Genomic DNA, 18079 nt, shown 5'->3' on the forward strand with positions numbered 1-18079 from the left:
AAACACGAAGGAAACAACAATGCAGTCGAGCTTACCCGAGGGGCTTGTCGTGCGTGCACTGCGCCCCGGCGATGCCGAATCGTTGCATGCGCTGCGGCTCAGCCCGTCCGTGCTGCGCGGGCACCCGCATGCGCCGTACCGTCCGGTGGGAGAAACGCGCGAGTGGATCCGCCAGCTGGCGTCGCCCGCGCTCGCCATCGGCGCCTGGGTGGGCGACACGATGGTCGGCGAGGCCGGGCTGCATCCGCAGAAGTTGCGCCGCGCGCACGTTGGGCAGATCAGCATCAGCGTGGACGACGGTTGGCAGCGGCGTGGCATCGGCGCCCATCTGATGCGGCAGATTCTTGATTTCGCCGATAACTGGCTCGGCCTGCGTCGACTTGAGCTTCACGTTTTCACCGACAACGCCGCCGCGATCGCGCTCTACCGCAAGTGTGGTTTCAAAGTCGAGGCGCGCTTCCGCGGAACCGTGCTGCGCGAAGGGGTGCTCGTCGATTCTTTCCTGATCGCGCGCCTGCGCGATCCCATGCCGCTCGCCACGGAGTCATTTTCATGCCTGACCTGACTCCATCGTCCGTGGCTTCGAGCGCCGGTGCTATCCGCGTGCGTACCTGCGAGCCCACCGATTTCGAGGCGATCGCCGACTTGATGAACCAGCCAGGTGTGCGCCGCGGCACGCTATTGAGCGGGTGGCGCACCCCCGAATCCTTGCGTGAGTGGTATGAGAGCCGGCCGCCCGGCTGCATCACGATTTGCGCCGAAATCGACGGACGCGTGGTCGGACAATCGCAGCTCGAAGTCGCGAAGGCGCGCCGCTCACACTGCGCTTCGGTGGGCTTCGGGGTGCACGACGCCTGGCAGCGGCGCGGCGTGGGCAGCGCGCTGATGGCGGCGATCGTCGCCTGCGCCGACCAGTCGCTAGGCCTGCGCAGGCTCGAACTCGAAGTATTCGCCGACAACGAGGCCGCGATCGCGCTCTATCGCAAGTTCGGCTTTGTGGTAGAGGGCTACTCGCGTGGCGCGGCGATGCGCGACGGCGTGCTTGCCGATACGCTTCATATGGCGCGCCACGGCGAAGCACCACCGTTCGCTTCTCCCTTGTCCCCGTGACCGTACCGACCAGCGCGTGCCTTTCATTTTCATCGACCGGCCGGTCTTCACATGGGTCATCGCGCTCGCGGTAATGGTGGCGGGCGTGCTCGCGATTCCATTGCTGCCGGTCGCGCAGCATTCTCCGTGCAATTCAACAGCTATGCCGCTCTTCGCTGCGGCTTCCCCTGAGTTCCCTCATGTGCAGGGAGGTCGCTAACTCGCGTTCCATGAACCACGACGGCTCGAGGGTTTGACAGCGGTATGTCCGCCGCACGCAGGCGTTTCAGGATGATGAACAGGAGTTCGCTTCTGGTTTCGGCGGAGACCCGGGGACTTTTGACGTATCCGGTAATCGTCAGCGTGATGCCGTCTGCAGTCAGCTGACTGAACATCACGCAAGGTACTGGACGTTCAAGGATCGATGGATGATCCACGTAGGCATCGAGAAGAATCTCACGAACCTGTTCCGGGTCCACATTCACCGAAAAAGTCAGCACGATCGTGACGACGCCTGGGCTCGCGTTGCCCATCGTGACGTTGCGCACGTTTTGCGCGATCAGTTGTGAGTTCGGCACGATCACAGTTGACTTGTCGGCGAGCTGGATCTCGGTAGCGCGTACATTGATGCGCCGGATGTCTCCCTCGATGCCGGCGATACTGATCATGTCACCCACCTTCACTGGGCGCTCCGCCAGCAATATCAGCCCGGAGATGAAGTTCTTCACGATCTCCTGCAGCCCGAAGCCAATGCCGACAGACAATGCGCTGACAATCCACGCAAGGTTGTGCCATCTGACTCCCAGCACGGACAGAGTCTGCAGCATGACGAGCAGGTAGCCGATGTTGGCGAATAGCGTCAACAGGGACGCACGCATGCCGTGGCTCATTTCCGTTCTCGGCAGCAACTCGGTCTCGAACCATCTGCGCACGGATCGAGTGAGGTACAGTCCAACGCCGCACGTGAGTGCTGCATTGAACAGATGGCCGGGAACGATATTCAGTGCGCGCAGCCGGTCACCACCCAGCACGTCGACAATGCTGGCGATGAGATCGGCTGGTGTCGTGCCGAGGCCACCGGTGAGAAGGGCCACTACCGCGGCGACAATCAGGACGCTTCGACAGATTCCAGAAAGAACTGTCGCGATCTGGTCGAGATGGAAGTCCTTGAGCCCGAACAGATGCCTGATCGTCTTGCCGCCCCGCTGTGTCGGACAGAATACGCTTTCGCACACATCGTGCGAGAGCTTTACAAGCAGATACAGCGTGCACAGCACGATGTCGAACCACACAAGTTCGTAAGTGATGAAACGCGCGACGGAAACATAACCGCCGAGCAATGCAACCAGAGAGCCGACGACGGCGAGGCTTACTGCGGCATGTATCGAGCCGGCAAGCGTGGTCCGTGCTTCGGGGGCATTCCCGGCCGCAGCCACCCCTGAGCGCACCCGGTTGGCCCTCATCAGCGAGGCGCTGATGGTCAACGCGACGATCAGCGCGACGAGGCCCCGAGTAAAAATGGTGAGCTGGATGCTGGTATCGACGGCCCGATCGATCTGCTCGAGCGTCCCCGCAAAGAGCAGCAGTCCCGCGAGGACGGGCGGAAAAGGGCTCAGGGCCTGCGCGACCGGATCGGCGATGGCTGGCAGCCGCCAGGACGGATGTCGTGTACATAGCAACGCCCCGCCGAGAGCAGCGATCAACACGCAATTCACGATGTGCTTGAACAGTCCGTCGACGAACGTCTGCAAAATAGGCGACAGGGCCTGCTGGCTAGCCAAGGCAACGCCGAGCAGCTGCAACGCGCCAATCGTGGTCGCCAGCGCGGCGAGGACCATCGATATCGCCAATGCGCTGCGCCGCAGCCGTCCTTCTGGAAGACGCCGCAGGCAGAACAATGCCGCAGTTTTCTGAAGAATGCGCGTGCCAATCGTCGCGTAGCCCAATGCGATCAGCAAGAGCACAGCGTTGATGAGCCGGTGCTGCGGTTGCCACATGGATAGAATCTGCGCCTCGACCTGGCCCGCGAACGTTCTCAGACGTCGATAGTCCGTTTCGTCCAGGTGAACGACAGGTCTCCAGAAGGCTTCGCTCATGATGCTGCCCGTACGAAGCGCGAGCTGATCTTTCAAATGTTCGTGCAGCAGTCGCGTGATCTGTGCATTGACGTTCGCAAGCGCATCCTTGACGCGGCCTGCCTGCTGGACTTCCGCATCGAGCCGGGCTTGCCGATTGGTCAGTGCGACGCGCTGTCGCGCGACCGCCGGTGTTTCGGCGCCTGCGTCCGCCGCCGGTGCTGCGCCCAGCACGTGCAGCTGCGCACGTGTTCTTGCCAGCACGGGCTGCAACGATGTGGCTATCAGGGTGTCGACTTCATCGGCCGTCTGGCGGCTCAGCGCGTCAAGTTCGAGTAGCTGCGCGTCGCTCGTTGCGCTCGATGCACGCTGTCTGATTCCGTCTTCGCGAGCCTGCAAGGTGTCTAGTGCCCGCGATATGTCCGGTTCGTCCCGGGCATCGCCCTCAATGTGGGCGGCGGGGCAGCTGCACATACGGCCATCGGGCCAAGGGCTGGCAGTGCAACGACGACCAGGCGAAGGATGAACAGAAGAACTTGTCGCATAACGCACACTCACTAAGGCGAAAAGATCCAGACGTTTTGCCCTGCGCTGTGACAGCAATCGTCTGCCGATATCGCTTCGCTGTTGCGGCCGCGTCGGCAGAAATCCGACTCGAAGGGCAAAAAAAGCGTGCGAATCATAGATGAGTATACTATCATTTATGATGTAATCAGCAGATGTTAGATCGATGCGGCGTCCTTGTCGCGTTTGCGGCTTTCGCAACAACGAATTGCGCACGTCCGCGCGTCTACTCTACGCACCTATACTTTCCGCCGGCGCCAGTCAGCATCAGGCGTCTGACAGTCCTTATAAACAGGAATACTTATGGAAAAGCGGTCCACCGCCGCAGCGGGCGCAGCGAAAACGGCACACCTGCACCGGATTGTGCAGCGAGCTATTCGCAGCGCCGCTATCGCGTCGACGCCTGACAGCGCTATCGATCTGCTCGGCGAAGCGCTGCTCGAACTGGAGCGCCTCGTCGCGCAAACCAACGCACCCATGCATTGAGTTCATCGGCTAGGGTCTCGCCCGAGACCTCATGCGATCACGCAACAAAGACGCAACCATGACTGCCTATCATCGCCAATCGTTGTTCTGGGGCGCTGTCGCCGTGTCGGCCGGCGTGCTGCTGTGGGGCCTTCGCTCCGTGCTGACACCTTTTCTGCTCGGTGCGATGATCGCGTACGTTTTGCAGCCGGGTGTGGAGTGGCTGGTACGCCGGCGGGCGCCGCGAGGTCTTGCCACGCTGATCATGATGTCGCTTTTCGTGGCGCTTATCGCGTTGCTGATTCTGCTGGTATTCGTGGTCATTCAGATGGAAGGCCCCAAACTGACCGGACAGATCCCTTCGCTCGCCTCGAAACTCGAAACCGCCGTCAGGCCGTGGCTTGCTTCCGTGGGAATTGACTACTGGCCGGATTCGGCGAGTCTGCGCGCCGCAGTGGCCACCCACCTGCTGGCAAGCGAACACGACGCTGTCCTTGCCGTCTGGCAATATCTGCGCACAGGCAGCAGTGCGATGATCGGCGTCATGGGAAATCTCGTGATGGTGCCACTCGTGCTGTTTTATTTGCTGTATGACAGGCCCGAAGCCCTGGCGCGGATCGAGAGCTTTGTGCCACGGCGCTGGCTCGCACCAACGCGGGATTTCGTCGCCGGAGTCGACCACATGATGTCGCAGTATTTGCGAGGGCAACTCGCCGTCATCGCGGTGCTGGCCGTTTTCTATCCCGCCGCGCTGACGATCGCCGGATTGCGTATCGCGCTGCCTGTGGGTGTCCTTACCGCGCTGGCCGTCGTGATTCCGTACATCGGATTTGCGACCGCGCTGGTGTCCGCGCTGTTCGCCGCGCTTCTGCAATTCGGAGACTGGTACGGCGTGGGAGCGGTGGCGCTCGTGTACGGAATCGGCCAGATCCTCGAAAGCGTCGTTCTCACACCCAGACTCGTCGGCGAGCGTATCGGTCTGCATCCGCTTGCGGTGATCTTTTCTTTGCTGGCTTTCGGGAAGGTGTTCGGATTTTTCGGCGTTCTGCTTGCATTGCCGGCCAGCGCGGCCTGCGCGTCGGCGCTGCGGGAGCTGCGTCGTCACTATCTGACCACCGCGCTTTACCGGGACTGACCAGGCCGGCGTGGCCCGGTGGACAGCATGCCACCGTTGCTCCTCACACAGTTCCGGGGCTGGCAGGCATTGGACGCCGGGCGATCTTCTCCGCCTCGATGCGCTTGAGGCCAAACGCCTGCAATACGACCGCCGCGATGTTCCGGGCGAACCGTTCCTCCTGGGATCGGAGGGTTTTCCGCGACCGGACGATCCGCTTCGAAGACGGCGAGAAATGAAGCTCGGCCGCGAGTCCGGCGAGGACGGTGCCGATCACCGAGACGACACATATCAGTTCGTCCGCGACCATGAAGCGTCTTTGCGCAATGCCTCTGCGGGTGTCGCGTAACAGGCGCTGTCCCAGTCCACCGCTGAGCGCACGCGCGGATAGACCCTCGCGGATCAACAGTTGTCCCCACACGGGTTCGCGACAGGCGCGTAACAGCGTATGACGTACGGACACGGCGACCACTTCTGCCGGGTCGGACAGGCCGCCGACGAGGCCATCGAGCGTATCCGCGAATTGCTCGAACAGCCATTCGACGAGTGTCGTGAAGAGCCCTTCCTTCGAGTCGAAGTGATTGTAGAACGACCCGAATCCCACGTCGGCAGCGTCGGTGATCTCGTTGATCGTGACGCCGTCCATTCCCTTTTTCGCGATCAGGCCGAACGCGGCATCAAGCAAACGCACGCGCGTTTCGTGCTTGCGCCGGACGAGCCGGGGCGACCGCGCTGTGATGGACTCGGGGGGCGAATTCGGCCCCTTGACTGTCTGCCGACGACCCGTGCGCGCCCTGCGGACATCTGCCATGTTGTCTCTCTGGTTACTGTTCGTTGTGATTGTAGGTATCTTTGTCATAGTTGACAATAGTATCAAAGATGGGTCTAATGTCACCAGAGCGCCTGAGATGACGGAAATCGCGTAGCCATCAGGGCTCAGGCAGCGGGTCGATACAACGATCAGAGCTTTGAGGCGCTGGATTCAATCGGCGCCTTGCTGCGGCGAGCAGCGCTGAAGGGTGCGCACGCATCAGCCTGTGCGCCGGTCGCGTGCCGCCGATCGCAACACCGCCCGCGTGGCTGGCCTCGGTCAGCGTGAAATCAATTTCCATCTGAACTCATCGGCTTCCTTGTGAACATCGTGAAACACTCCGGTCCTGACGCACCGATACGGGCGTGCTCCCTGTTGCTTTCCTGCGCCCGGTCGATACACCGGGCACCCGCCGTCATCGCGGCGTGCACCGCAATCCTTCTTTGCGGATGTCACCACGACAAAGCCGCCGTGCCGGAGGCCAGACCCGTAGTCGCGCGTGCCGTTCACGCGGACGGGCGTATCGCGGGTGACTCGTTGCCGGCGCAGGTCCAGGCGCGCTACGCCACGCCTCTTTCGTTCCGCGTGGGAGGCAAAATCATCGAGCGGCGGGTGCGGATCGGCGACACGGTAAAAGCAGGGCAGACGGTCGCGCTGCTCGATCCGACCGATCTGCAAAACAACCTCGTCAACGCGCGCGCCCAGCTTGATGCGGCCGAACATCGCCTCGTCTTCGCGAAGCAGCAGCTCGATCGGGACGAGGCGCAGGCACGCGCGAACCTGATATCGACCGCACAGCTGGAGCAGACCCAGGACGCCTACGCTTCCGCGCTCGCGCAGCGCACTTCCGCTCTCGCGCAGATGGCACTTGCGACGGATCACCTGCGCTATGCGACGCTGGTGGCCGATCACGACGGCGTGATTAAGTCGGAAGACGCCGATTCCGGCCAGAACGTGCAGGCAACTCAAGCGGTGTATCACCTGGACTGGACGGGCGACATCGATATCGCTTGCGACGCGCCCGAAGCAACGGTGAATGCGCTGGCAGTCGGCAACAAGGCGCACGTCACGCTGCCCGCGCTGCCCGGCAAGACCTTTGATGCATCGGTGCGTGAGGTGTCCGCCGCCGCCGATCCGGAAAGCCGCACCTGGCGCGTCAAGCTGACGCTAACTTCGCCAGGCCCGGAGGTGCGTCTCGGCATGAGCGCGAACGTGACGTTCGATGCCGCTGGCAACGCCGGCACTGCACAGCCCTATACGCTGCCCGTGACGGCGCTCTTTCACCGCGGCGAGCAACCTGCGGTATGGGTGGCGCGCACCGGTAGCGACACCCTCGAACTGCGTCCGGTCACCATCGGGCGATACGACGAACGCACGGTGCTGGTCAGCTCGGGCCTGCACGATGGCGACCGGGTCGTGCTGCAAGGCGTGCATGCAGTCAGCGCCGGCGAGCACGTCCAGGTTGTGCCTCCGCTGCATCCGGAGGACTTTCCGTCATGAACGCGCGCGACCATGAAAACGCGCGCGACGACGCGCGCGTGAAAACAGGCGACGGCTCGGGTGCTGAAGGAACCGGTTTCAATCTTTCCGCGTGGGCGTTGCGGCACCAGCAACTGGTGATCTTCCTGATCGGGCTCGCCACGCTGTTCGGCGTGTTCGGCTACACCCACCTTGCGCAATCGGAAGATCCGCCTTTCACGTTCCGCACAATGGTCATCAAGACCTACTGGCCGGGCGCAACGGCCCGCGAAGTGCAGGAGCAGATCACCGACCGGATCGGCCGCCAGTTGCAGGCAGCGCCGTATGTCGACAACGTCAAGAGCTACTCGCGGCCCGGCGAGTCGATGATCTTCTTCGCCATGAAGGACTCGGCGCCGGTCAAGGAGGTGCCCGAGACCTGGTACCAGGTGCGCAAGAAGGTCGGCGACATCCAGGCGACGCTTCCCAGGGGAACGGCCGGGCCGTTCTTCAACGACGAGTTCGGCGACGTCTATACGGACATCTACGCGCTTGAAGGCGACGGCTTCTCGCCCGCGCAGCTGCACGATTACGCGGACAGGCTGCGCTCCGTGCTGTTGCGGGTGCCCGGTGTCGCGAAGGTCGACTACTTCGGCGATCCCGATCAGCACATCTTCGTGGAGATTTCGAACACGCAGCTGACGCGGCTGGCGATCACGCCGCAGCAACTCGCTCAGGCGATCGACGCGCAGAACGCCGTTGCGCCTGTCGGTACCATCACGACCGCGGACGACCGCGTGTTCGTGCGGCCAAGCGGCGCATTCAAGGACGAACAGGCGCTCGCCGACGTGCTGATCACCGTGAACAAGCGCTCGTTTCGCCTCGGCGACATTGCGACGATCAGGCGCGGCTATGACGATCCGCCGGTCACGCAGATGCGCGTGGGCGGCGGCGCGGTGCTCGGCATCGGCGTGACAATGCAAAAGGGTGGCGACGTGATCGACCTCGGCAAGGCGCTCGACGCAAAGACGGCAGAACTTCAGGCGTCGCTGCCGGCTGGTCTGAAGCTCGTGGGCGTGTCGAGCATGCCGCACGCGGTGAAGCATTCGGTCGATGACTTCGTGGAGGCGGTCGGCGAAGCGGTGGCCATCGTGCTGGTCGTGAGTCTCATCTCGCTCGGCCTGCGTACCGGGATGGTGGTGGTGATCACCATTCCGATCGTGCTCGCGGTGACGGCGCTGTGCATGCATGTGTTCGGTATCGGCCTGGACAAGGTATCGCTCGGCACGCTGGTGCTTGCGCTGGGGCTGCTGGTCGACGACGCGATCATCGCCGTCGAGATGATGGCGGTGAAGCTCGAACAGGGCTGGAGCCGCATGCGCGCGGCGGCCTTCGCCTATTCGAGCACGGCTTTTCCAATGCTGACCGGTACGCTGGTGACGGTTTCGGGCTTTCTGCCGATCGCGCTGGCCAAATCGAGCACTGGTGAGTACACGCGTTCGATCTTCGAAGTGTCAGCCATCGCGCTGATCGTTTCGTGGTTCGCCGCGGTCGTACTGGTGCCGTTGCTGGGCTTTCACCTGCTGCCCGAGCACAAACGCCACGCGAGCGGTGAACACGGCCACGAGCACGATGTGTACAACACCGGCTTCTACCGGCGTCTGTCGGGCTGGGTCAGCGGGTGTATCGACCGCCGCTGGGCCGTGCTCGGCATCACGGTCGTGCTGTTCGCGATCGCGATGGCGGCATTCACGCGCGTGCCACAGCAGTTCTTCCCGAACTCCGAACGGCCGGAACTGCTGGTCGATCTGAGGTTGCCGGAGGGCGCATCGTTCGAAGCGACGCTGCGTGAAGCGAAGCGCCTCGAAAAGGTGCTGGATGGCAAGCCGGAAATCGCGCATTTCGTCGACTTCGTGGGCACCGGCGCGCCGCGCTTCTACCTGCCGCTCGACCAGCAGCTTCAGCAGCCGAACTTCGCGCAGTTCGTGATTACCGCGAAAGACGTCGAGACACGCGAAGAGTTGATGCAGTGGCTCGACGCGAAACTGGAGAAGGATTTCTCCGGGGTCCGCACGCGCGTCGCACGTCTCGAGAACGGACCGCCGGTCGGCTTCCCGATCAAGTTTCGGGTCAGCGGCGACGATATCGCGACCGTGCGCTCGATCGCGGAGAAGGTCGCCGAAAAGACCCGCGCCGACGCGCGCACGCGCAACGTCCAGTTCGACTGGGACGAGCCCGCTGAACGTTCGCTCTCGTTCGAAATCGACCAGAACCGCGCGCGGCAGCTTGGTGTCACGTCGGAGGACGTGTCCAGTTTCCTCGCAATGACGCTGTCCGGCTTCACCGTCACGCAGTATCGCGAGCGCGACAAGCTGATCAACGTCGACCTGCGCGCGCCGAAGAGCGAGCGCGTCGATCCCGCGAAGCTCACGAGCCTTGCGGTGCCGACGCCGAACGGCCCGGTGCCGCTTGGTGCGCTCGGACACGTGCGCGACACCCTGGAGTATGGCGTGATCTGGGAACGTGACCGGCAGCCGACGATCACGGTGCAGGCGGACGTGCGCGGCGACGCACAGGGCATCGACGTCACGCGCGACATCGACCGTGCGCTCACCGCGGAGCGCGCCGGGCTGCCAGTCGGCTATCGGATCGACGTGGGCGGCGCGGTCGAAGAGAGCGTGAAAGGCCAGACATCGATCAACGCGGAAATGCCGCTGATGGTCATCGCGGTACTGATGCTGCTGATGATCCAGCTGAAGAACTTCGCGCGCACCTTCATCGTCGTGCTGACCGCGCCGCTGGGCCTGATCGGCGTGGTGAGCGCGCTGCTGCTGTTCGGCAAGCCGTTCGGCTTCGTCGCGTTGCTGGGCGTGATCGCGATGTTCGGCATCATCATGCGCAACTCCGTGATTCTCGTCGACCAGATCGATCAGGACATCGCGGCGGGGCACCCTCGCTTCGACGCGATCATCGGCGCGACGGTGCGGCGTTTCAGGCCGATCATGCTGACGGCCGCCGCCGCCGTGCTCGCACTGATACCGCTGCTTCGCTCGGGCTTTTTCGGCCCGATGGCGACCGCGCTGATGGGCGGCATCACCGTCGCCACGCTGTTGACGGTGTTCTTTCTGCCGGCGCTCTACGCGACCTGCTTCAGGGTCCGGCGTGACGAGTCCGGGACGACGCAAGCGCTCGTCGCCGAGCCTACGGAGGTGTGATCATGAACGTTCCATTCAGGACTTCCGTGCTGGCGTTGGCTGCCGCGCTGACCGTCACGGCGTGCTCGTTCGGCCCGGGCGGTGAACCGCCGGCGATGCCGTCGCCGCAACATTACGGTGCACAGGCGCAGCCGTCCAATACCGTGACGGCCGCTGGCGTTGCGCAGACATTCGATGTCGGCGCAACGGGGGCGGCCCAATGGTGGCGCCTGTACCGATCCGACACGCTCGATGAGCTCGTCGACGAGGGCCTGCGCAACAGCCCGACCCTCGCGGCAACCCAGCGCACGCTCGCGGCCGCGCAGGAGCAGCTGCGTGCGCAGGTCGACGCTTCGACGCTGCCGTCAATCGATGGCAGCGTGCAGGTCGAGCGCGCCCGCACTGCGGTCGTGCCGGGGCTCGGACCGCAGCAGGTGCAATACAACTTCTTCGCCGGCCAGATATTCACGCATTACACGTTCGACCTGTTCGGCGAGACGCGTTACATGAACTCGGCAAGCGCCGCGCGCGTGCACGTGCAGGCATTCGAACTGGAGGCGTCGCGTCGCGCGCTTGCCGCCAACATCGTTGCGAGCGTGATCAATGTCGCGGCTCTCGACCGGCAGATCGCCCTTACCGGGCGGCTCGTCGAAGTGTCCAACGCTGTCGCGGGCGAGGATGAGCAGCGGTTCGCGCTCGGTTCGGTGTCGCGCGCCCAGATGCTTGAATCGAAACAGGACGCGGCCTCGATCGCGGCGACGCTGCCTGCACTGCGGCAGCAACGCACGTGCGCGGTCCATGCGCTGGCGGTGCTGATCGGCCGCACGCCTGATAACGCGCCGGGCGTGCCGGATCTCGACAGTCTCACGCTGCCCGCGCACGTGCCTGTTGCGGTGCCGTCGGACCTGTTGCGTTCGCGCCCGGACATTCAGGCAGCGGACGCCGCCGTCAAGGCCGCCGCTGCCGACGTGGGCGCCGCGACGGCGCAGCTTTTCCCGAGCCTGTCGCTCACCGCCTCGATGGGCCGCGGCGGCTTCAGCTGGCCGACGGTATTCTCCGGCGCGGGCGGCCTGTGGGCGCTCGGCGCCGGGCTGTCGCAGCCGATCTTCCATGGCGGTGCGCTGTTCGCGCAGCGTCGCGCGTCGATCGATGCGTACGACGCCGCCGTGCTGCACTACAAGGCGACCGTGCTCTCCGCGTTCCAGGATGTCGCGAACTCGCTGGCCGCGCTGGATAACGATGCGCAAACGCTCGCGTCGGCGGCCATGGCCGCGGACGCTGCGCACGCCGGGTTCGACGATGCCGCATCGCGCCATCGCCTGGGTTCGCTGCCGTCGACGGCGGCTCACGCCAGCGAGTCGCGCTATCTCAACGCTGAGCTCGGCGCCGTACGCGCGGCGGGTCAGCGCATGAGTGACACCGCGGCGTTGTTCCAGGCGATGGGGGAGCTGCCCCTGGCCCAGCAGACGGCAGCGTCGACGCAATGATCGCGCGCGTATGACGAGCATGGACTATCGCAGACTGATTGCCTGCCACGAATGCGATCTGCTGTTTCGCAAGCCTGCGGTCGTCGGAGCGCGCGCGGCACGCTGCACGCGATGCGCAGCGAAGCTGACCGCATTGGCGGGTGCTGGCGGTGGTTCCCTCGACCGCATCTGCGCCGTGACGCTCGCGGCGTTGATTACGTTCTGCATCGCGCAGGCGTTCCCGGTGATCGAGCTGCATGCCAACGGCATGACCTCCGAAGCGACGCTCATCGGCGCCGTGCGCTCGCTCTGGTCAGGCAATATGCGCGCGGTCGCGGCGATGGTGTTCTGTGCATCGATACTCTTTCCGCTGATCGAGGTGAGTGCCTTCCTGTATCTGCTGGTGCCGCTTCGCATCGGCAGGCTGCCGCCCCGTTTCAACCGGGCGATGCGCGTCGTGCAACTGGTGCGTCCGTGGTGCATGGTCGAGGTATTCATGCTCGGCGTGCTCGTGACGATCGTGAAGATGGTCAGCATCGCCGACGTGATCGCGGGGCCAGGCCTGTTTGCACTGGCCGGGTTGACCGGGATGCTGGCCGTCGTTGCCTCATTCGATCCCGGCCGGCTGTGGGCGGTCCATGAGCGGCTCACGTCTGACCGGACGACGGGCATCCGCTGGTCCAGGGTCGGAGACCGACGTGAGCGCTTGATGCGGCCGCAGCCAGCGCGCGAATGGACGAGTTCGTCGGCCCCGACCGCACGGCACGCTGGACTGGTCTGCTGCCATGCTTGCGGTCTGGTTCAGGCGCACGCGGAAGGCCGGACGCACCAGCGCTGCTGGCGATGCGGGCACCCCCTGCACCAACGCCGTCCGGACAGCCTGACGCGAACCACCAGTCTGCTGCTCGCCGCCGTGTTCGCCTACATCCCGGCCAATCTGCTGCCGATCATGCATGCGTCGTCGCTCGGCCGCTCCGAGGACGACACGATCCTGGGCGGCGTCGCGTACTTCTGGACCTCGGGCGACTGGCCGCTCGCCGTCGTGGTGTTTGTCGCGAGCGTTCTCGTACCGATACTCAAGCTGGCAGTTCTCACGCTTCTCACGCTGTCGGCCCGTCGCGAGCCGGCCTGGCGGCCTCGCGAATGCACCGCGCTCTATCGCCTGGTCGAGCGTATCGGCCGCTGGTCGATGCTCGATGTGTTCGTCGTCGCACTGACGGTCACACTGGTGCATTTCGGCTCTTTTGCGGTCATCACGGCGGGACCGGCCGCGCTCGCTTTTGCGGCGGTGGTGATTCTCACGATGCTCGCGTCGCATCAGTTCGATCCACGGCTCATCTGGGACAACGGCGATGCGGGCAAGCGGCGCGCGCCGACCAATCGACGAAACGCGCGTTGATCTCAGCGCTGCCTCTCAACAAACCGGACTCTCTGAAACAGCTCCCGAACGATGCATCTTCCCAATCTGCCCAGCCCCGAACTTCGGCCGCATAAACGCCGACTGCCCTCCCTGATATGGTTAGTACCGCTGATCTGCGCATTGATCGGCATTGCGCTCGTGGCGAAATCGGTCGCCGAAAAAGGGCCCGTCATCACCGTCACCTTCGATAACGCGGAAGGCATGGAGGCGGGCAAGACCAAGGTCAGGTACAAGGACGTGGACATCGGCTCGGTGCAAGCCATCACGCTGTCGAAGGATCTGCGACGAGTGATCGTGAGCATCCAGCTCGGCAAGGACGCCGCGAAGTTCGCGACGCAAGGCACACGGTACTGGGTCGTGCGTCCGCGTGTCGGAGCAAACGGGATTTCGGGCCTCGGTACCTTGCTATCAGGCGCCTACATCGGCGCGGATATCGGGCGCTCGACCGGCACGCAAAGCGACTTTGTCGGACTGGAAAACCCGCCCATTGTCACGACGGGGCAACGGGGACATCAGTACACGCTGCGCGGCGAATCGCTCGGCTCGATCGATATCGGCGCCCCGGTTTTCTACCATCGTATCCAGGCAGGGCAGGTGGTCGGCTTTTCGCTCGACCCTCACGGCGACGGCGTGATCGTCAATGTGTTCGTCAATGCTCCGTTCGATCAGTATGTCGGGACCCATACGCGATGGTGGCATGCAAGCGGCGTCGATCTGCGTCTCGATTCGAACGGTCTGAAGCTCAATACGCAGTCTCTCGCGACCGTCGTGGTCGGCGGGCTGGCGTTTCAGACACCTGTCGGTCAGGACGGCGGACCGCCGGCGGCCGACAAGGCCGGGTTCCGGCTCGCGGCCGACGAGCAGGACGCGATGCGCGAGCCTGACGGCCAGCCTCTCAATGTGGTGATGCGATTCGACCAGTCGCTCAGGGGATTGTCCGTCGGCGCGCCGGTGGACCTTCGCGGGATCGTGCTGGGGCAGGTGACCGGCATCGGTATCGAATACAGCGAAACGCAGAAGAGCTTCAGCATGAAAGTGTCGATGGCGCTTTATCCCGACCGCCTGAGCCGACGCACCAGCGACGCGCTGCCCGACCCCAACACGCCGGGCGGTCACGAGTTGCTTCAGCATCTCGTAACGGAGGGGCTGCGCGGACAGTTGCGCACTGGCAGCCTGCTGACCGGCCAGCTTTATCTCGCGCTGGATATGTTCCCGAAAGCGCCTCGCGCGAGCGTCGATGTGAGCCGCAATCCGATCGAACTGCCGACCGTGCCGAATACGCTCGACGAGCTGCAGGTGCAGGTCGCGGACATCGCCCGAAAGCTGAACCAGGTTCCGTTCGACAAGATCGGCGCCAACCTGAACGGCGCGCTCGAAAACGCCAACAAGCTGTTCGGTCATATGGACACGGAGGTCGTGCCGCAAGCGCGTGACACCCTGGCGGCCGCACAGAAGACCTTCAGTACCGCCGAGACGACGCTGCACCAGGCCGCTCCGATGCAGTCCGACATTCAGGATGCGATGCAGGAATTGACACGTACCTTGCAGTCGCTCAATGCACTCGCTGATTACCTCGAGCGCCATCCGCAAGCGCTGCTGTTCGGCAAGAAAGGAGACCAGCCATGATCCGGATCTCACGCTTGCCGCTACGTGCGCTGCCGCGCACAGTGGCCGTCGCGGGCCTTGTCTTTCTGACGGCGTGCGCTTCGCCGTCAGCGCGCTTCTATACGCTCGCAACCGATGCACCGGCGACGTTCGCGAGCAGTAGCGCAACCGCTGCCTGGCGCATCGACGTGCGGCCTGTGAAAGTGCCTGCCGCCGTCGCGAGAAGTCAGCTTGTCGTGCAGGTCGACGCGGAGCAGGTAAAAGTGCTGGAGGACGACCGATGGGCTTCGTCGCTTGCGGACGAGATACGCTCCGCGCTCATTGCCGGCGTTAGCCGGCAGGCCGACACCGGCGGGCGCGGCGCGTCGGCGAAGGGCACGGACATTCCCGTCTATCAGATCGCCGCGGAGGTCGAGCGTTTCGAATCGTGGCCTCGCTCCCATGTGCTGATCGACGTTGTGTGGAGCGTGCGCAAGTCAGATGGCGGCGGTGCACTAACCTGCCACAGCGTGTTAAGCGAACCTGTGTCGGACGGCTATCAGGCGATCGTCGACGGGCACCGGCGCGCGATCGCCATCATCGCCGCCCAGATCGCCCAGGCGGTCCGGGCTCTCGCCGCGAACCCGGCGGACGCCCCGTTCAGCGCTGCGCGCGCGTCGCGCAGCAGCGCACCGGGCGCGTTGTCCTGTCCCGATGTCGCCCGATCAACGGACGCCGGGTTCGTTGCCCGGCAGGCGCCGAGCGAAGCTTTGCCGGACGTCGTCGAGTGACGGTCGATGCGGGTCGCGGTTCGGCGCCCATGTGCGCCGGACGCGGCGCGCACCCGCTTGTCGTCACTATTCGTCCACTGTTTCCTCGACGGTGGGCAGCGGACGCGCCGCGACCTTTTCCGCTTCCGCGCGCTTGAGCCCAAGTGTCTGCAGCAACATGGCCGCCGTACGCTCAGGAAGGTGCCCGCCGTCGAAGCCGAGTTCTTCGAGGAGGCCCGCTGCAGCTGCGCCCGGCGCGACGTAGTTCAGTTCGGCCGCGATCGCCGACAGTACCGTGCCGCCCACCGCCAGAAATCCAATCAAAGGGTCGGCGACGACGAATCGCTTTGCGTCGATACCGTTACCGATGTCGCGCAGCAGCCGCTGACCTAGCCCGCGACTCAACGTGCCCGCGGAGAAACCTTCGCGAATCAGGAATCGTCCCCAGACCGGGTCATGCCGCGCACGCAGGATGGTGTGACGAACCGACACCGCCACGACCTCCGCGGGGTCCGAAATGCCGCCCGCGAGGCGATCGAGCATGTCCGCGAATTCCTCGAACACATTGTCGACGAGCGTCGAATAGATCGCCTCCTTCGACTCGAAGTGATTGTAGAAGGAGCCGAAGCCGACATCGGCGGCCTCGGTGATTTCGTTGATCGCGACGCCTTCCATGCCCCTCTCGGCCATCAGCCTCAGCGCGGCATCGAGCAGACGGACGCGGGTTTCACGTTTGCGGCGCGCACCGCGCGGCTCCCGTTCGTCGGCGACGGGGGCCGGCGAGGGCGCCGCGGGTGGCGAGTTTTTTGGGGGCCGGCGATTGATTGTGGTCGTCATCATCGATTCACATGTGGTGTTTTACACAGTATAGATTGGAATCTCTATATTGACAAAACGATCAGCGATGAGTTTAATGTCATTAACGGCGCCGGACGCCGGTCTAACGAAACAGATGGAGAGACTATGGAGACGACCACCGAAAACGGTGCCGCACCGGAATTGTCGACTGAACAGCCGGCGCGTCATCCCAATCCGACGGCGAAAGCGACGGCATTGGCCTATCTGATGTTCGATCGGCCCGACCTCGGAAAAGCCGAACGTTTTCTCAACGACTTCGGGCTGCAGACGGTCTTGCGTGATGAAGCTTCATTACTTTTGCGCGGCACGGGCGCTTCGCACTTTTGCTATGTCGTTCGCAAGGCGCCGAAATCGCGGTTCGTGGGGTTCGGCTTGCAGGTCGGCAGCTGGCTCGAGCTGGTCGCGCTGCAAAAACTGCCGGGCGCGGCGGGGGTCGAGCGTTCGTCGTTGCCGGGCGGCGGCTTCGTGGTGAGGCTGACCGATCCTTCAGGTTTTCGTGTCGATGCGCTCTGGGGCCAGACGCCGGCGTCGAGCTTGCCTCACCGGCTGCCGTTGCCCTTCAACTCCGTCGATGCCACGGTCCGCGTCAACGGGACCCAGCGACCGCCCGGCCACGCGCCGGAGATCGTCCGACTCGGGCACGTGGTGCTCGAACTCGCCGACTATCAGAAAACCTGCGCGTGGTACACGCAGCACTTCGGCTTCATTCCGAGCGACGTACAGGTGCTTCCCGACGGCTCTCCCGCTGTCGCCTTCATGCGCCTCGATCTGGGTGGCGAGCCCGCCGACCATCACACGCTTGCGCTCGCTCAGGGATTTGTCGCGAAATACAGCCACAGCGCTTATGAGCTCATCGACGCAGACGCGGTCGGCATGGGGCAGCGCATTCTCCGCGACAGCGGCTGGACCCACGCCTGGGGGATCGGCCGGCATATCCTCGGCAGTCAGATCTTCGACTACTGGCTGGACCCGTGGGGCGACAAGCACGAACACTACTGCGACGGCGACCTGTTCACTGCGGACGCGCCGACCGGAATCCATGCGGTGAGCCGCGACGCGATGGCGCAGTGGGGACCGACGATGCCGCGCAGCTTCACGAAGCCGAAATTGACGCCTGTGAGCATCGCCGGACTGGTTCGCAACCTGCGCCGCAGCCCCGACCTCACGCTGGCCAAGCTGAGGACACTCGCCCGAATTTTCGCCTGAAGCGA

General features: G+C 64.1%; 15 protein-coding genes. 11 read left to right on the forward strand and 4 right to left on the reverse strand.

The features are described from left to right. Positions 1 to 19 precede the first annotated feature (19 nt). Both L0U84_RS42410 and L0U84_RS42415 read left to right on the forward strand, forming a co-directional pair. Positions 20 to 565 carry a GNAT family N-acetyltransferase gene (locus tag L0U84_RS42410; RefSeq protein ID WP_233860084.1) on the forward strand — a complete coding sequence of 182 codons (546 nt, stop codon included), beginning with the start codon at positions 20 to 22 and terminating at the stop codon, positions 563 to 565. Next, positions 553 to 1110: a GNAT family N-acetyltransferase gene (locus L0U84_RS42415; protein WP_233860085.1), complete on the forward strand. Its 558-nt coding sequence runs from the start codon at positions 553 to 555 to the stop codon at positions 1108 to 1110. Before L0U84_RS42410 ends, L0U84_RS42415 begins: the two co-directional genes overlap by 13 nt. Positions 1111 to 1250: 140 nt before the next feature. On the opposite strand, the gene L0U84_RS42420 is transcribed toward L0U84_RS42415, so the two are convergent. Next, the gene (locus L0U84_RS42420) at positions 1251 to 3638 is read right to left on the reverse strand and encodes a DUF3772 domain-containing protein (protein WP_233860087.1); all 2388 of its coding nucleotides are present in this window, start codon (positions 3636 to 3638) and stop codon (positions 1251 to 1253) included. 393 nt (positions 3639 to 4031) lie between these two features. Here L0U84_RS42420 and L0U84_RS42425 point away from each other — a divergent pair, with 393 nt between their 5' ends. Then, on the forward strand, positions 4032 to 4214 hold the full coding sequence (locus L0U84_RS42425; protein ID WP_233860088.1) for a hypothetical protein: 183 nt from the start codon (positions 4032 to 4034) through the stop codon (positions 4212 to 4214). 58 nt (positions 4215 to 4272) lie between these two features. After that, positions 4273 to 5328, forward strand: a complete 1056-nt coding sequence (locus L0U84_RS42430; protein WP_233860089.1) for an AI-2E family transporter — start codon at positions 4273 to 4275, stop codon at positions 5326 to 5328. Between the two features lie 43 nt (positions 5329 to 5371). Here L0U84_RS42430 and L0U84_RS42435 read toward each other — a convergent pair whose 3' ends face one another. Both L0U84_RS42435 and L0U84_RS42440 read right to left on the reverse strand, forming a co-directional pair. Continuing rightward, positions 5372 to 6118, reverse strand: coding sequence for a TetR/AcrR family transcriptional regulator (locus tag L0U84_RS42435; protein WP_233860090.1), 747 nt, complete (start codon positions 6116 to 6118; stop codon positions 5372 to 5374). A 118-nt stretch (positions 6119 to 6236) separates the two neighbouring features. Next, on the reverse strand, positions 6237 to 6419 hold the full coding sequence (locus tag L0U84_RS42440; RefSeq protein ID WP_233860091.1) for a hypothetical protein: 183 nt from the start codon (positions 6417 to 6419) through the stop codon (positions 6237 to 6239). A 71-nt stretch (positions 6420 to 6490) separates the two neighbouring features. Between L0U84_RS42440 and L0U84_RS42445 the strand changes: the two genes are divergently transcribed. The 6 genes from L0U84_RS42445 to L0U84_RS42470 are packed head-to-tail and all read left to right on the forward strand — an operon-like array spanning position 6491 to position 16031. Beyond that, on the forward strand, positions 6491 to 7618 hold the full coding sequence (locus L0U84_RS42445; protein WP_233860380.1) for an efflux RND transporter periplasmic adaptor subunit: 1128 nt from the start codon (positions 6491 to 6493) through the stop codon (positions 7616 to 7618). Next, complete coding sequence (locus L0U84_RS42450; RefSeq protein WP_233860092.1) at positions 7615 to 10791, forward strand: efflux RND transporter permease subunit; 3177 nt, start codon at positions 7615 to 7617, stop codon at positions 10789 to 10791. The genes L0U84_RS42445 and L0U84_RS42450 overlap by 4 nt, the downstream gene beginning before the upstream one ends. Positions 10792 to 10793: 2 nt before the next feature. After that, complete coding sequence (locus L0U84_RS42455; protein WP_233860093.1) at positions 10794 to 12257, forward strand: efflux transporter outer membrane subunit; 1464 nt, start codon at positions 10794 to 10796, stop codon at positions 12255 to 12257. A gap of 19 nt (positions 12258 to 12276) precedes the next feature. Then, entirely contained in the window at positions 12277 to 13635 is a 1359-nt protein-coding gene (locus tag L0U84_RS42460) for a paraquat-inducible protein A (RefSeq protein WP_233860094.1), read from the forward strand. Between the two features lie 51 nt (positions 13636 to 13686). Then, entirely contained in the window at positions 13687 to 15282 is a 1596-nt protein-coding gene (locus L0U84_RS42465; protein ID WP_233860096.1) for a PqiB family protein, read from the forward strand. Between the two features lie 41 nt (positions 15283 to 15323). Beyond that, positions 15324 to 16031 (forward strand): PqiC family protein, encoded by a 708-nt coding sequence (locus tag L0U84_RS42470; protein ID WP_233860098.1) that lies wholly within the window; start codon positions 15324 to 15326, stop codon positions 16029 to 16031. A gap of 66 nt (positions 16032 to 16097) precedes the next feature. Here L0U84_RS42470 and L0U84_RS42475 read toward each other — a convergent pair whose 3' ends face one another. Then, positions 16098 to 16847, reverse strand: a complete 750-nt coding sequence (locus L0U84_RS42475) for a TetR/AcrR family transcriptional regulator (RefSeq protein ID WP_233860381.1) — start codon at positions 16845 to 16847, stop codon at positions 16098 to 16100. Between the two features lie 126 nt (positions 16848 to 16973). On the opposite strand from L0U84_RS42475, the gene L0U84_RS42480 reads away from it, so the two are divergent. Further along, a complete protein-coding gene (locus L0U84_RS42480) occupies positions 16974 to 18074 on the forward strand; it encodes a VOC family protein (protein WP_233860099.1) in 1101 nt (366 codons plus the stop codon). Positions 18075 to 18079: the final 5 nt, after the last annotated feature.

It is taken from the genome of Paraburkholderia sp. HD33-4 (assembly GCF_021390635.1).
In the GTDB taxonomy this organism is placed as follows: Bacteria; Pseudomonadota; Gammaproteobacteria; order Burkholderiales; family Burkholderiaceae; genus Paraburkholderia.